This is a genomic window from Fluviicola sp. (genome assembly GCF_030151805.1).
GTDB lineage: Bacteria > Bacteroidota > Bacteroidia > Flavobacteriales_D > Crocinitomicaceae > Fluviicola.
The window spans coordinates 1-16,712 of the sequence record NZ_JASLCN010000061.1 but is presented as its reverse complement, the minus strand read 5'-3'; the positions used below and the strand labels follow the sequence as shown (position 1 = coordinate 16,712).

General features: G+C 43.3%; 9 protein-coding genes and 1 pseudogene. 4 read left to right on the top strand and 6 right to left on the bottom strand.

Features of this window, described 5'->3' with window-relative positions; all coding sequences use genetic code 11:
- The 3 genes and pseudogenes from Q1V93_RS02355 to Q1V93_RS02345 form a co-directional block, all read right to left on the bottom strand.
- Positions 1-1,066, bottom strand: a pseudogene (locus tag Q1V93_RS02355) (hypothetical protein); the annotation flags it as partial.
- Between the two features lie 2 nt (positions 1,067-1,068).
- Positions 1,069-2,001, bottom strand: coding sequence for a type IX secretion system membrane protein PorP/SprF (locus Q1V93_RS02350; RefSeq protein WP_300660879.1), 933 nt, complete (start codon positions 1,999-2,001; stop codon positions 1,069-1,071).
- A gap of 2 nt (positions 2,002-2,003) precedes the next feature.
- Positions 2,004-7,439 (bottom strand): gliding motility-associated C-terminal domain-containing protein, encoded by a 5,436-nt coding sequence (locus Q1V93_RS02345; protein WP_300660877.1) that lies wholly within the window; start codon positions 7,437-7,439, stop codon positions 2,004-2,006.
- 418 nt (positions 7,440-7,857) lie between these two features.
- Here Q1V93_RS02345 and Q1V93_RS02340 point away from each other — a divergent pair, with 418 nt between their 5' ends.
- Positions 7,858-8,541 (top strand): TIGR00730 family Rossman fold protein, encoded by a 684-nt coding sequence (locus Q1V93_RS02340; RefSeq protein ID WP_300660875.1) that lies wholly within the window; start codon positions 7,858-7,860, stop codon positions 8,539-8,541.
- Positions 8,542-8,810: 269 nt separating this feature from the next.
- Here Q1V93_RS02340 and Q1V93_RS02335 read toward each other — a convergent pair whose 3' ends face one another.
- From Q1V93_RS02335 to Q1V93_RS02325, 3 genes are all read right to left on the bottom strand, one after another.
- Positions 8,811-10,019 (bottom strand): glycosyltransferase N-terminal domain-containing protein, encoded by a 1,209-nt coding sequence (locus Q1V93_RS02335; protein WP_300660873.1) that lies wholly within the window; start codon positions 10,017-10,019, stop codon positions 8,811-8,813.
- On the bottom strand, positions 10,020-10,778 hold the full coding sequence (locus Q1V93_RS02330) for a hypothetical protein (protein WP_300660871.1): 759 nt from the start codon (positions 10,776-10,778) through the stop codon (positions 10,020-10,022).
- An 86-nt stretch (positions 10,779-10,864) separates the two neighbouring features.
- The gene (locus Q1V93_RS02325; protein WP_300660883.1) at positions 10,865-12,571 is read right to left on the bottom strand and encodes an FtsX-like permease family protein; all 1,707 of its coding nucleotides are present in this window, start codon (positions 12,569-12,571) and stop codon (positions 10,865-10,867) included.
- A gap of 31 nt (positions 12,572-12,602) precedes the next feature.
- Between Q1V93_RS02325 and Q1V93_RS02320 the strand changes: the two genes are divergently transcribed.
- The 3 genes from Q1V93_RS02320 (at position 12,603) to Q1V93_RS02310 (ending at position 16,578) form a co-directional block, all read left to right on the top strand.
- Positions 12,603-13,859 (top strand): DUF1343 domain-containing protein, encoded by a 1,257-nt coding sequence (locus Q1V93_RS02320; RefSeq protein ID WP_300660869.1) that lies wholly within the window; start codon positions 12,603-12,605, stop codon positions 13,857-13,859.
- 337 nt (positions 13,860-14,196) lie between these two features.
- Complete coding sequence (locus Q1V93_RS02315; RefSeq protein WP_300660867.1) at positions 14,197-14,847, top strand: hypothetical protein; 651 nt, start codon at positions 14,197-14,199, stop codon at positions 14,845-14,847.
- 147 nt (positions 14,848-14,994) lie between these two features.
- Positions 14,995-16,578: an FMN-binding glutamate synthase family protein gene (locus Q1V93_RS02310; protein WP_300660865.1), complete on the top strand. Its 1,584-nt coding sequence runs from the start codon at positions 14,995-14,997 to the stop codon at positions 16,576-16,578.
- Positions 16,579-16,712: the final 134 nt, after the last annotated feature.

Sequence of the window (16,712 nt, the reverse complement as noted above, 5' to 3'; positions counted from 1 at the left end):
CGAAAACATCCAGCCCGCCATAACCTGCTGATCCATCCGAAGAAAAGAAGAAAGCCCCCGATTCGTGAAAGAAAGGAAACATTTCATTTCCCGAAGTATTGATCGACGACATGTTTTCCGGGATTGACCAGCTTCCGTCTACCCATTTCGAGCGGTAAATATCCACACCACCTTTTCCTCCCGGCATATCCGAAGCAAAAAAGAGCATTTTTCCGTCCGGTGAAAGCGTTGCATGACCAACACTGTAATCGTTGCTGTTAAACGGAACCGGTTCCGGTTCAGACCAGGTTTCCCCATCCAATTTTGAAACATACAAGGAGAAAAGCCGTGTTCCGTCGATGGCCTTTTCGTTGTAATTATTCCGGGTAATAAACACACTTTTTCCATCGGGAGCAAAAGCAACCGGCCCTTCGTGATATTTCTTGTTGACCTTTTTGTTTTTAACCGCTTTAATATTGCTTACATTATTGTCTGAAGGATTAATATCTGCCTGATAAATGTCCAGGAAAGAAAGCCGGTTTCCGAGCCAGGTTCTGTTCACCGCCTCGCTTTTTCTTCTCGAAGAAGTAAAGTACAGCTTTCCGTCATGGATTGCAGGTCCAAAATCCTCCTGTTCCGTATTGAACGGAGCATTCTGAACCTTTATCGCAACCCCCTGAGTTGAAAATTTTGCCAATGATTCGTTCAATAATCTGAAACGATCCATTTCACTATCTTTCGGATTCAATTCGGAATAAATCTTCAATTGAGTTTCTGCCTCCACATATTTTTCGTTTTTCATCAACATCCGGGCATATTCCAAATGGTCGTTCGGAATCCGGTCCATGCGTTTGCAAACAGCCGCATAGCATGATTCCGCCTTGTCATATTCCCCGATTTTATCGTAACCCAAAGCCAATTTCCGCAATACTCCGGCATCTTTGTCCTTCACTTTTTCAAGTGTGTGAACGGATGCATAATAATCGTACATATTCAATTGTTTTGTTCCGATAATCTCATTCTTATCCTGTGCTGATGCCCAACTAATCAGTAAGCATGAAACAGCAAATAGTATCAATCTTTTCATCGTTAGAAGTATCTGGGTGATTTAATTTTTCCATCGTTGTTAAACAGCAAATCATAGCGCAGCATCAGCTCATGACTTCCTCCGTTGTACTTGCCGGTTCTGACTCCTGTAGACCAGTCAAACGAATATCCGAAAAGCAATTGCGAAGAAATATGAACTCCCAGCAATGCTCCTACTCCATCTCCTGTCCGATACATCACTCCAAGGTCGATCAGGTCTCTCAACATAAATGTTCCCGTAAAATCCAATTGAAAAGGCGCATTCTGAACAATTTTTGCCAGGGCCGTAGGCTTGAATTTAACGGAAGGAGAAAGTGTGAACACCGCACCTGCAATAAAGTAATAGTGTCTTCTCTCTTTGGAAAGATCCACCGAGGAATTACTTCCTGTTGCAAACAAGTTGTTTTCCAAAATGGATGGTACGGATGCCCCCACGTAGAAATTAGGCATCTGGAAATAAATTCCGGCTCCTAAACTCGGAAGCATTTTTCCCCTCATATTACTCATAAAAGACACGTCGTTCGGATCAGCTAATGTCAGGGTATTGACATTAGCTGAGAAGCTGTTAAAGCCTCCGTTGACTCCGAAACATAGACGGGCTTTGGTAGATAACTTTAATCGATAGGCGAAATCCACATTCAATGATGTATTGTTTGTAGGTCCGATTTTATCATTCATCACACTCAACCCGAGACCGATATTCTTTTTGGCAATCGGAGTATGGGCTGTAAATGTTTGTGTTGTCGGTGCTCCTTTAAACCCAACCCATTGGAATCTTCCCAATGCAGTGAAAGTCAAAGCATCCCGGCTTCCCGCATAAGCAGGATTTATCACAAGCGTATTATACATGTAATGCGTATAAGCGGCTTCTTGTTGCGCATGCAATTGATTTAATCCTAAAACAATGAATGCTGATAATATGATTCTACTTTTCATGATTAACGAGTTATATAGGTGTAACCTTTCACTACTTTATCTCCGCCTAATTCAAGAATATAGAAGTAAGTACCTTCCGGTAATACATCTTTTCCAACAGCGTTTTTACCTTGCATGGTTCCATCCCAGTCATTGAGATAAGGACTCGCTTTGTAAACCTCTGCTCCCCAACGGTTGAACACTTTGAGTTTGTTGTTCGGGAATTTATCCAGATTCGGAATAATCAGTGTTTCATTGGAATTATCACCATTTGGCGAGAACCCTTCAGGCACAATCACAAGGCTTGGATCACCGCTATACGGATTACAAGCTATCGAATGCGGCAGCGGATCACACGGATCAAGCGGATCGGAAGTTCCTGTCGGAACATATGGTGTGGAAGGATCGTCCACTCCGTGGATTTCTTCTCCGTCTGTAACACCATCTCCATCCGTATCCGGATCATTCGGATTGGTTCCGTTTGTTGCTTCATCCCCATTTGAAACGCCATCACTATCGCCGTCACAAGCCAAACTTGTTGCCAACGGATCACACGGATCTAATGGATTGGAGGTTCCGGTAGGAACATACGGTGTTGAAGGATCATCTGTTCCGTGAACTTCTTCTCCATCTAACACGCCGTCACCATCTGTGTCCGGATTATTCGGATTCGTTCCGGCTGTTGCCTCGTCGCCATTCGTTAATCCGTCGCCATCGCTATCACAAGTTATACTATTATTATTCGGATCACATGGATCTAACGGATTGGAACCGTGGCCCACTTCATATCCGTCCGAATAACCGTCACCATCTGTATCCGGGTTATTCGGATCCGTCCCAACTGTTGCTTCATCTCCATTCGACAAGCCATCGCCGTCACTGTCGCAGGCAGGGCTCGTATTGATCGGATCACATGCATCCAACGGATCGGAAGTTCCTGTTGGTGTGTAAGGTGTTGAAGGATCATTTATTCCAGTAACTTCTTCACCATCCAAAACACCGTCACCATCCGTATCCGGATTATTCGGATCCGTTCCTGCCGTTGCTTCCTGGCCATTGGTTAATCCGTCACCATCAATATCACATACCGGGTTGGTCGGATTCGGATCACATGGATTCAACGGATCAGAGCCAAAATTCACCTCATGACCATCATTGTATCCATCACCGTCCGTATCCGGATTGTTCGGATCTGTTCCCGTATTATTCACTTCATCGAAATCGGATAAGCCATCGCCATCCGTGTCCACGTTACAGTTAATCATAGTCACCGCTACCGGCACAGAAGGTTGAGAAGAACACATTCCGTTTGAAACCGTTACCGTAAAGCTTCCTCCTGTATTCACCCAAATAGATTGCGTTGTTGAACCATCAGACCACAAATAGGAAGTAGCCGCAGAAGAGATTAATTCCACAGAATCTCCCGCACAGAAACTCGTCGGGCCATTTACTGTAATCGTTGGAATTCCGGGTGTCGGGTTCACAGTTACAGATGTCGGAGCACTTGTTGCGCTACAACCGCCGTTTGTAATTGTTACTGTATAAGAACCGGAGTTTGAAACCGTAATTGCCTGTGATGTTGAACCATCAGACCACAAATAAGAACTTCCTGCAGAAGATGTCAAAGTAACCGAACTTCCCAAACAGAATGTTATCGGTCCGACCGGTGTAATGGTCGGTGTTGCCGGAGTTGGATTTACTGTTACCGTCGTAGGAGCACTTGTTGTGCTGCAACCACTCGAAGTAACTGTTACGGTATAGGATCCGGAAGTTGAAACCGTAATTGATTGTGTTGTTGAACCATCAGACCACAAATAACCCGTCCCCACTGAAGCGGTTAGCGTAACTGATCCGCCGGCACAGAAAGCAGTCGGTCCACCCGGAGTAATGGTTGCTACAGGAGCTGGGTTCACCGTAATGGTTGTCGGAGCAGAAGTTGCCGTACAACTTCCCGAACCAACACTCACGGTATATGAACCACTTGTTGAAACCGTAATCGAATTGGTTGTTTCTCCTGTTGACCAGGTATTTCCTGAAGGAGCGGAAGATGTCAATACAACTGAAGATCCTGAGCAGAAAGTTGTTGGCCCGCCGGGAGTAATTGTTGGCGTTGCTGGTGGCGGGTTCACCGAAATAGTTGTACCGGTACTTGTAGAGCTGCACGTTCCATTTGAAACTGTTACGGTATATGTTCCCGAAGTGGAAACGGTAATTGATTGCGTTGTTGCACTGGTAGACCAGGTATTTCCGGATGCCGCTGAAGATGTGAGCACAACCGAACCACCGATACAGAATGTTGTCGGTCCGCCAGCCAGAATCACCGGAACACCTGGAGAAGGATTCACCGTTACAGGTGTATTGGCCGAAGTAGCCACACAACCTGAACCGTTACCGACTGTTACGCTATAAGTTCCACCGGCAGAAACCGTAATGGATTGCGTTGTTTCCCCTGTCGACCATAAATACGTTGTTGCAGCGGAAGATGTTAAAGTCACAGAACCACCTGAGCAAAATGTTGTTGGTCCGCCCGGAGTGACTGTCGGAGTTGCCGGAGCACTCGGTCCGCTCAATGTTTGAACCAATGTATTAGACGAACAGCCGGATGCTACTTCCAAATGAATGGAATAAGATCCTGAACCTAAGTTCGGAATCGTTGCAGGTAAGGTAATTCCCATCTGACTACCGGAACTGGTTCCTGTCCAAATCAGGTTTCCTGTTCCTGATCCCGTAACCTGGATGCTTCCATTTGTGGATGAACAGGTGGTCGGGTTCGTAATTGTTCCCAGTGCAATAACCGGACTCGGATTGATTGTAACGGTTGTTGTGCTCGCAGTGGAGCTGCAACCATTCACACTTGTCGTAACGGAATAGGTTCCGGCATTAACTGCCTGTGCATTTGGAATCACCGGATTCTGATCCGTACTTGTGAAACTGTTTGGTCCCGTCCAGAAATAACTTGCTCCTGAAACAGTTGTTGCCGCCAGATTGATACCTGCATTCTGACAAACAGGTGAATTACTGGAAGCTGTTGCCGCAGTTGGCATCGGGTTCACAACTACGTTTGTTGAACCCGGAGTTGTAGACGAACAACCACCGCTTGTTATCTGTAACGAATAAGTTCCCGCATTGCTCAAAGCTGCCGATGCAATGGTCGGATTCTGCAGTGTAGAACTGAATCCTGCAGGTCCCGACCACGAATAAGTTGCACCTGCTATCAAAGGGGCTGTTAAATTGATTGTATTTCCCTGACAAACCGGACTGTTACTGGAAACAGTTGGCGCGATCGGTGCCGGATTGACAACCAATGTCGTACTTCCTGCTGCAGAACTACATCCCGAAACGGAGATAGTCACATTATAAATTCCGGCATTGGCAACCGTAATATTCGTAAGTGTCGGGTTTTGCAAGGAACTGGTAAATCCATTCGGACCGGTCCAGGAATAACTTGCATTTGTTACCGCAGGAGTCGTCAGATTCAGCGTTGCACCTTCACATAAAGGACCGTTACTCATGGCACTCGGAGTTGAAATCGGTGTGCTTTGATTAATCGAAATCTGATCGGATGAGGAATGACAACCATCGGTGTAAATCACCCAGTTATAGGTATTCGTCCCGCTGTTCAAACCGGAAACGGTTGCATTGGGGGCGTGAATGTTTGAGAATGTACCTGCTCCTGAGATTAAAGACCAATATCCTTGCCCTGAGGCCGGAACGTTTGCAGCCATTACATAAGATGCGGCACATCCGCTTTGGTCATTTCCTGCCGCTGCAGTGGTTGGTACCGTATTTTCTCTCCAATCCGGTAAACCATCGCCATCCGTATCTTGTCTTGGTGCAGGTGTTCCACCGTTATCCGGATCGTATGCATTATCCAATCCGTCGTTATCCGTATCAATATTCACTAAATTGAAGTCTGCCACACAATTGTGGTTTGCATCATTTCCTTCCAACTGATCCGGGAATCCGTCATTATCAGAATCGAGATCAATGTAATCCGGATTATCTGTTCCGTCCGTGTTTACAGGTACAATCAAGGTTCCACCCGTACTTACATCGTACGCATTGTCCAATCCGTCATTATCCGAATCCAATCCTGTTGGCGGGATAAATCCTGCGGATGTCTGGTATTCATATAAATCAAGAATTCCGTCGTTGTCCGAATCCTGATCTTTCCAATCCGGTTTCCCATCGTTGTCAAAATCCTGTGAAGAAGCGGAAGGTGAACAGAATTTGATTTCACCGATTCCGTACCCCTGATTTCCGAGTGCCGGATCCAGGTTTCCATAAACAAATCTCACAGAATCCACTAAAGCCGGAATGGAAACCGTAATGGTTCCGTTTAATTCCGTATTATCCATTGCAACCAATCCCCTGAATTGATTACCACCATTGTACATGTTGAAATTTCCTGTACCGATTGTATAATCTGCAGCTGTCAGTTGATACAATTGCCCGAATGAATAAGCATTCACCGTGAGCGCATCCTGAAACTGCCCTGCTGCAATATCGACATCCTGAATCTTGAAAGACAAATTGCTCACCGGCTGACTAAATCTCAAAACCTGGATGGATTGGTCTCCAGCCGTTACCACATCCTGCTCCGTATATATTTCCAGGCCGGTTACAGCAGAATAGTTTTCTGAAATATTGAAATTAATGACTCCTGCCCCGGCGGTACTTCTCGTAATCACATTTGCGGAAACTCCTCCGATAGTCGGATAGTAGAGTGTCGGATCTGATTGCGCCGTCATTGGTAAATTAACAGTTGCAGTGCAGGGTGTTAATTCTGCATTGTTGGCAACACCATCACCATCCCAATCAATATCACTTACATCCGGAATTCCATCGTGATCTGAATCACTTGTAGGAACATAATAATATACCCGAATGCGGACAGCATCAATATATGAAATAACTGTTGGAAGCAATAGTCCTGCTGCCCGTGATTCGCAGGCGATAGCAACTCCGAATCCATTACTGCTTACGTCCATTCCGTTCAGGGTTGTTCCCCAAAGATCCGAGTTGGTTCCGTAAGTAAATACTGTTTCCGCAGTCGGCCAGTTGACTCCTGTATTTGCGTGATTGGTTCCGGTAATCTGGTTATTCTTCAGAATCCGGATATCCAAATCCCTTGTCCAGTTTGAACCATTGTTGTCGGAACTGAACTTTCGAACTTCGACCTGTACACCACAGATTTGGGCATTTACGGGCACATTCAGATTCAGATTTCGCAAAACCAGGAAATTGGAACTCCTTACGGTTCCTCCAATTAATAATGCGGCGTTTGAAAGTGTTGCATAACTGTTGTTATCAGTTAGTGCATTCCCGGGATTGTTCCATGGATCTGTTCCTCCGGCGGCATTGTTTAAACTAACCTCTGGATTGACGTAGTTGGTGTTAGATCCCGGACATTGTGCCTGGGTGGTAGTAATGAGGAAGGAGCTGAAGAGTAAGGACATAAGAATCCTGCCTCGATTCGAGTAAATAACGGTCATAATCATAGTTTTTAGTTCCCTCAGTTACGCGTACCTAAAAACCAAAAAGTCCACTAATGGTCGTCTTCATAAATAGTCGTAATTAAGGCTAATCAACGTTATGAAAAAATTTAACACGATCCAAATTTTTAACGTTTAAATTTAATCATTCGTCGATGAATCTATTAAAAAACCCGATCAACAATCATATTTAACTGATTGAAAATCAATTTCATAACTATTTATCTAGTTGTAAGAATAAATTGCGTGCATTACGCCGGAAAAAAACGTTATAGTTCCTTATAAACGTTAAAAGGTTCATAATTATTCAGGAACAGCACCTTATTCTTAGCGAAGAACTTTATTTTTACTGAAAACGCGATTTACCGCTTAAAAATTTCAAATGAACGCAATACGCAAAGACTGGAACGAAATAAAAACGAACGATAGTTGGGCCATTTTCAAAATAATGTCTGAATTTGTTGAAGGTTATGAGCGCATGGCTCGAATCGGACCTTGTATCTCTATTTTCGGGTCAGCAAGAACCAAGGAAGAGAATAAATACTATCACCTGAGTGTAGAAATTGCGGAAAAACTGGCAAGAGCCGGTTATGGAATTATTACCGGCGGTGGTCCCGGAATTATGGAGGCCGGAAACCGCGGAGCTCAACAAGGCGGAGGAAAATCAGTTGGTTTGAATATTGATTTGCCATTCGAGCAATTTCACAATAAATATGTTGACCGCGAAAGCAACCTGAACTTTGATTACTTCTTTGTGCGCAAAGTAATTTTTGTGAAATATTCTCAAGGTTTTGTGGTGATGCCCGGCGGATTCGGAACAATGGATGAGCTTTTTGAAGCAATTACACTGATTCAAACCAAAAAAATTACCAAAAGACCAGTTGTTTTGGTTGGACGCGAATATTGGACCGGTTTGGTGGAATGGGTACAAAAAGTGATGCTTGAAAAAGAACATAATATTGCAGCGGACGACATGCGCTTCTTAACGATCGTTGATACTGCGGATGAAGCGGTGAAGTATGTGGATGATTTCTACAAAACACACGATTTGAGCCCGAACTTCTAAGTTAAAACCACATAGGATCATAGGGCACATAGTTTTTATTGATCCTATGTGGTTTCTATATCGCCAAAAATGGTATACCCTTTTGTAGCCTATGCGCCTTCGTTGTCCTTGCGGTGCTGAAGTTTTGCGAAGACAAGAACTTGTGGGTAAGTGTTGTTTTTCTTATGCGGTTAATTCACACTGCACATGCTATACTCTTTGCGTTCTTAATGCTCCTGATAGCTATCGGGATCGTGATAAAAAAGCAGCAAATCTGCCAACTATGTGCCCTATGATCCTATGTGGTTAATAATCTTCTGTGCTGCCCCCTGATTTTTCGCGAATATCTCGCTGAGTTTTTCATTGATCTGAGCACGTTTTCCACTGGCTTCTTCCACTGCTTTTTCAAAACTGTAGCTGTCTTCCACTGTGAATGCCACTCCGTGATCAATAAACAATTGGGCTTCCGGAAAACGGGAATATTTCGGACCGAAAAAGATCGGAATTCCAAAAGCACCCGGTTCGAGTATATTATGCAGTTTTCCTGTAAATCCTCCTCCGATGTAAGCCAGATCGGCATATTGATAGGCATTGGTCAACTGACCGATCGTGTCCAGAATCAGAATATCTCTTCCCAAATTCTGAAAGTTGGTGTAGCGCTCCGGGTCGTGATCAAATTCAGCTGAGATCTGTTCGATGTGTTTCTCAGAAATGTCGTGCGGCGCAATGATAATCTTGAATTTCTGTCTCAATTCGAACAAGGCCGGAATGAGGATTTCTTCATCAATGGTCCAGGAACTTCCCAGGATCAAAACCGGACTATTCTCTACGAAAGACCGGATAATTTCATTTTCCCGGCTTTTCTCTTTCACGGCGATCATTCTGTCGTAGCGCGTATCTCCCGTCACTGTTACCTGATCAATCCCGATGCTGTTAAGCAAATCTTTTGACCGGATATCCTGTGTGTAAAAATGATCGAAAAGACGAAGTGCTTGCCGGAAAAATCCACCGTACCACTTAAAGAAACGATGCGTGGGTCTGAACAAACTGCTGACTCCATAGATTTTGGCTCCGTTTCTTCTGGCACATTTCAAATGGTTATACCAAAATTCGTATTTCACGAAAAACACGGATTTCGGATTGAAATGAGCTACGAATTTCTTTGCTTTTCGTTTCGTGTCCAAGGGAAGATAAAGCGCCAAATCTACCTGGTGATCGCGCTTGTTGTAGAATTCCATTCCCGAAGGGCTGAAAAATGTGACCAGCAAAAAAGAATCCGGGAAAGCCTGTTTATAAGCGTTCATGACAGGAAGTCCCTGATCAAATTCTCCTAAAGAAGCGCAATGAAACCAAACCAGTTCCTTGTTTTTCGGAATCCGGTAAGTATCTAGCGGAATTCTTCTTCCAGCAATCCATTTTTTTGCTTTTGGATGAAACCAGGAAGCCATCCACATGACTGCGAAAAAGCTTCGAATTCCAAATCCGTAGAATAATCTCATTTACTCAAAATAATAATCTTTCGGCTTTCTTTTGTAAATCGGTACAAACCAACCGACTTTAAATCCGTATTGCAAATCTAATCTTTGCGCTTTAGAAACCGGTACATCCGGCTGATCAAAAAAGACATCCCGCCGATTATATGTCAAACCTTCCTGGATGTAAAATCCGCCATAGAAATTCACAAATCCCTGGTTTGCCATGAATGCATATCCTACAAATTGATGAAAATTCAACCCGGTTGTATATCTGTCGTATCCTTTACGGTATTTCAACTCCAAAGTCGGAATAACCTGTTCCTGAGTTTCAATCCGCGCTTTGTATTGCACATAACCTACTCCACCATGAACATAAATCCCGGAATTCTTGTTGGAACCAAAAACCGGAAATACTTTCCCGACCATTGTATTCACATTGAACCCGCGCATATTCACGACCACCGTGGCAATATCTCCGTTTACATCCGTAATGTTTCCGTAAGAATCAGCCAAATGAGCGAACATGTTGGGAATTTTCACTTTACCGCCAAACATAAAATTTCCGTCTAATCCGTAAACCCAGTTTTTCGAAGTTTTATATCCCCCCATAACACCCACGTGGTTAATGGGCCCGAAACGTTCTTTCAGATCTCCTCCGGGAGCGTTTAGTCCGTAATGCAATGCAATCCATGGAGTAGCAATCGCGCTGTCACGCACATTTCTCTGACTCATTCCGTAGAAGTTGCAAAGAAATAAAAAGGCAAGTAAAATACAGTTTCTCATGATATTATAGTCGTTCAAAAATAACGATTTATCGGTGCCGAAATTGCCAAATTATCGGGAAATGGTCGAATTATGTATTAAACGGCTTATTTAAATCGGATGGATTTAGCCGGATTGATTCTGCTGATCAGCAGTGAAGGAACAAAAAGTGCGATCAAGCAAACTCCCAAAGTGATGATATTCAACAGTCCGATTTTCCACAAATTAAATTCAATCGGAACGGTATTGAGGTAATACACTTTCGGGTCGAGCGGAATGATTTGAAACTGGTATTGCAGCCAGCAGAGGCCGATTCCGATGAGATTTCCCCACAACATTCCTTTCAGAATCAACTGCCCGGTATGCACTAAAAACACCTTCCGAACGAACAAATTGCTTGCTCCAAGTGCTTTCAGAATTCCGATGAAATTGGTTCGAACCAAAATCAGCACCAATAAAGCAGAACCCATGTTCACAATTCCGATAATCAGCATCAAAATCAAAACAATTGCCAGGTTCACATCCAGGAAACTCAGCCACATAAACAAATCGCGCTGATTGTCTTTGATACTGCCCACTTTCACCTGTTGTTGAAAATCCGGGTTGAAAAGCACCGCTTTTTTGATCTTGTATTTCTGATTTTCGATATCCGAAAAGTCTTCGACACTCAATTCATACGAACTGATGTAATTCTGATACGATCCTTTTCCGGGAAAGGATTCGATTTCGACCATTTTGGTTCCCGAACTCAATTGGTAATGATAACCGTTTTTGTCTAAGAACTGTTTTTTCAGATTTCCTTCCGAATCCTGGCGGAACAAACAAGCCGCACCTTTCTCTCCGCGAACTTTAATTTCTAAATAAGAAGTATCCGGAATGGCAGTTTCCCCGTCTCTCAAATCCAGGCTTCCGGTTGGTTCATCCATGGAAATATAATAATCCGCAACAATGAGCCGGATCACCGTATCTTTTGTGGGACAAAACGGAAATCCTGCATATTGTTCGAAGCCTTTTCCCCAATCGTAACGGTAATTCCCGTTTCCACCCGAAACTTGCGCACGGATAATCAAATCGCCGTAACTCAGCGTATCGTCAACCGTGATTTCCGAACTGATTCCCCAATCGTTCAGCTGCTGAACCTGCGGGAGGTAACAAAAAACCAGTTCTTTATCAAAATCTTCCAGACCCGTTTCATAAATTCCTACAATGCGGAACTGTCGTTGAATCGGTTTTTGTTTCACAAAGTAGGCATTGACCGTATCTCCGAGTTTGTAATGTAAATCGTTGGCAATACGTCGTGAGATCAATACTTCATTTGATGTAGGATCTTTAAAGGCAGGAATCTGACCTTCTTTGAGATAGGTTTTAAAAAAAGACCAATCGTATTTTTTATCGACTCCTTTTAACACCACTCCAAGGATTTCTTTTTGTTCCACATCTCCCCGTGACTGCAACAATGCCGGCTTATAAGCAACTGACTGAAAATGTGTTACCCCATCAATTCGTTGAAGCGCTTGTTCCAGTTTTTCGCTCTTCATCATGGGTGCTGATTCCATCAATGAAATTTCTCCTTGCTTTTGAATGGAGATATGTGAACCAAAACCTATAACTTTACGGCTCACTTCTTGTTGGAATCCTTCAACCACTGCAATTGTGACGATGTTTACAATCATTGCAAGCGAAATACTAAGTACAGCAATCCTCGTAATGGGTTTTGCCGCTTTTTTATTGCCCTGCAATGAGTCATCCGCAACAGTTTGTTTACGTTGAAGTTTTTTAGCTATGAAAAATATATAATTCCAATTATTGCTCATGCGGATACGAAAGTACATAAAGCTTTTGGCGTTGAAAAGTATTATTTTGCTTTTCCTTGCCTCATGTGCCACAAAAAAAAACAGCATCCCGGCTGCTACAACTCCTCCTACCGATAAGGCAAAAGAGTACCAGATTATTCAACCGATTGATGATGAAATCAAATATGATGCGTACGGAATCGAAAAGCTGCCCAATTTACAATTGGGAAACAGCCGGATGGATTTGTACCTGGATTCCTTGAGAGGTAAACGTGTGGCGGTTGTTGCGAATCAGTCTTCCGCATTGGGTGAAAAACACCTCGTTGACACCTTACTTTCACTGGGAATTCGTATTCAAAAAGTGTTTGCTCCGGAACACGGTTTCAGAGGAACTGCAGACGCGGGTGAAAAAGTCTGGAGTCACCAGGACCCGGTTACCGGATTACCGATCGTTTCGCTTTACGGAAGCAATAAAAAACCACGCGCCGATCAGTTGTGGGATGTAGATATTGTTTTGTTTGACATTCAGGATGTTGGCGTTCGTTTCTATACGTATATTTCCACACTTCATTATGTCATGGAAGCTTGCGCAGAAAACAACAAACCATTGATTGTTCTCGATCGCCCGAATCCGAATGCGCATTATGTGGATGGACCAATTCTGGAAAAAGATCAGACTTCTTTTATCGGAATGCATCCCGTTCCTACTGTATATGGTATGACTATCGGGGAATACGCGTTGATGATCAACGGAGAATTCTGGCTGCACAACAATGTGACTTGTCAGATGTATATTGTTCCCTGCAGAAATTACACGCACAAAACAAAATTTGAAATCGCCATTCCACCTTCTCCGAATCTCCGAACGGATCTGGCAATTAACCTGTATCCGAGTCTTTGTTTTTTCGAAGCAACTACCGTGAGTGTTGGTCGGGGAACGGAACGACCTTTTGAAATGTATGGTCATCCGAGTTTCAGAAAAACCAATTTCACCTTTATTCCAATGCCTACAACCGGGGCAAAAGATCCTTTGTGGCAGAATCGCACGTGTAATGGGTATGATTTAAGAGCCAGTCAGAACAGACGGATGTATGAGATTAATCTGAACTGGTTGATCAATGCCCGCGACCAGTTGGGAGACAGCATTGACTTTATCAATCAACGGAACTTTTTCGATCGCCTGGCAGGGAATTCGACGCTTCGTTCACAATTGAAATCCGGGATGAGTGCAAAGGAAATCAAGGAAACGTGGAAAGTGGGAATTCAGGCATTTTTGAAAACTCGCCAGAAGTATTTGATTTACAGGTGATTACTTATTAATCACATTTATTAGCGGTTTGCCAAATGGCAAACAGGCAAATTGGCAAATTGACATTTTCACTTCTATAAGCCTTGATTTTACTGAGGTTTCGCATCCCGATAGCTATCGGGATTGCGATATGGCAATTTCACGTTGAAAAAACAAATTTCCATCCCGTTTCAAGTTTTCGGATCACCAAATGGGTACTCCCCACGTACCATTGAATCCGGTGATTTCCTACCCCACTCTCCGGATCATTCCGATAAAAACACAACGTGTATCTAACCATTTCTGGAGTATTTACGTTTATCCTGTTATCACTATTTAGTAATGAACCAATTATTCCATGAAACTGAATCTTACTTTTGCAGCCGCTTTGCTTCTTCTAACAGTAAGTACCTGCACCAAATTCGGGAAGAATGTCTATGTTGAAGGACATGTATACCATGCCATTACCGGCGAAGGAATTCCCAATGCGTCACTCAAAATTTATCGCCTCAAAACAGATATCTATGTAGGAAGTCCCCCGCCCGACCCAAAAATCTTAAAACAAACCACGACAGATGAAAATGGTTATTACAAGATGGAAGATCTGGCCAACGCTTTCAAAAAGGTTTTTGTCCGATTAAATAAGGACGATTATTACTTCATAGTCGGCCCAAGCGCTTATGAAATAAAGAAAGGGAAAAAGAACCAGGTGGATTTTGAAATGGTGCCCGCAGGACTTTACAAACTGGTGCTTAATAATGTAAATTGCCAGGGCCCCGGAGACACCCTCATTATTAACCAGACAAACCAGGTCGGGTCTCCTTTTTCGGGCATTGATAAGATCTTCACCGGATGCGATCTCAACTTTTATAATCCTTCTTTCTCTATAATGCCAATGGGAACGATTTCCACCCATTATACCGTGAAACGAAATGGAGTTGTAAATTCCTACTCTGTGAACTTTGAAGTGATTCCGGGACAGGATAATGTTCAGACAATTGATTACTGATGATCTTCCGAATTCCGCTTTTCATTTAGAGTCTTGTGTAAATTATAGAAATGCTTGAATTTTCTAAGGTTTTTTAGCAATTTTATCTACCCTGGAATGGTTATAAAACCCTACCTTCGGCGTTTGTAAGTTTTAAAATTTTCACCCTTGAGAACAAAATTCGTCATTACAAGTATCCTGATCGTATTAGCGCTCGGATTGGCCGGTTATTATTTTTGGACAGGATGGTGGTACATCTTAGGCGTACTGCTCATTCCGATCATCATCGGCTACGTGGATTTCTTCCAGAAAAAACACACATTGATGCGTAACTTCCCGATTTTCGGAAGACTTCGCTGGGTGATGGAAGCCTTGAGACCTAAAATGTATCAGTACTTCATCGAAAGTGATACAGACGGAATGCCGATTAACCGCATTGACAGAAGTACGGTTTATCAACGGGCTAAAAAAGAAACGGATTCCATGCCTTTCGGAACACAAAATGACGTTTATAAGGAAGGTTACGAGTGGATGACGCACAGCATCAAACCAAAAGATTTCGATTCCATCAATCAGAATCCGCGGGTTTTGATCGGAAATAAAGATTGTACGCAGCCATACAGCGCCAGCATTATGAATATCAGCGCCATGAGTTTCGGCTCCTTGTCTACAGCAGCGGTTGAAGCATTGAATGCAGGAGCAAAACTGGGAGATTTCGCACACAACACCGGTGAAGGTGGAATTTCATCTTACCACCTGAAAAACGGCGGAGATCTGATTTGGCAAATTGGTACGGGATATTTCGGCGCGCGCGATATGGACGGAGGTTTCAGCATTGATACATTCCGGAAAAATGCACATTTGCCACAGGTAAAAATGATCGAGATTAAATTATCTCAGGGAGCAAAACCAGGACATGGAGGAATTCTTCCGGCGAAGAAAAACACAGAAGAAATTGCAGCAATCCGACACGTAAAACCTTTTACAACCGTATATTCACCTCCTTACCACTCTGCATTCAGCACACCGAAGGAACTGGTTCAGTTTGTTCAGTTACTACGTAAGGAATCAGGAGGAAAACCGGTTGGTTTCAAATTGTGTATCGGTAAAAAGAGCGAATTCATTGCTATTTGTAAAGCGATGATCGAATTGGATATCTACCCGGATTTTATCACCGTTGACGGTGGTGAAGGAGGAACCGGAGCAGCTCCGCAGGAATTCAGCAACTATGTAGGAGCACCATTTTTGGATGCTTTGGCTTTTGTGGATAATATGCTAACCGGGTTTAATATCCGTCAGCACATCAAAATTATCGGTTCCGGAAAAATTCTTACCGGATTCAGTATTGTACGCGCCATGGCTTTGGGTGCTGACGCTGTGAACTGTGCACGCGCCATGATGCTTGCTCTGGGTTGTATCCAGGCATTGGAATGTAACACAAACACTTGTCCTACCGGAGTTGCAACGCAAAATCCGCAATTGGTAGCAGGATTAAATGTCAACCACAAGAAAGTGCGTGTAGCCAACTTCCATAACGAAACCGTGAAAGCGTATGCCGAACTGATCGGAGCTGCCGGAATGGATCATGGAGACCAAATCACCCGCGATTTGATTTACCGGCGTGTGTTCCTGTATGAATCAAGAACGTACGAAGAAATATTCCCAAGTTTAGAGCCAGGAAGTTTATTGAAAGGGAAAATTCCTGAAAAATACGTTCCGGATATCAAAAATGCCGATCCGAATCAATGGTAAAATCATTGCGAATTCCGAGGACCTGATTCCGAATGAAAGAGCGTTATTATAAATGTGTATAATCAATTACATTCGTAATTCGTAATTCGTAATTCGTAATTCGTAATTCGTAATTCGTAATTCGTAATTCGTAA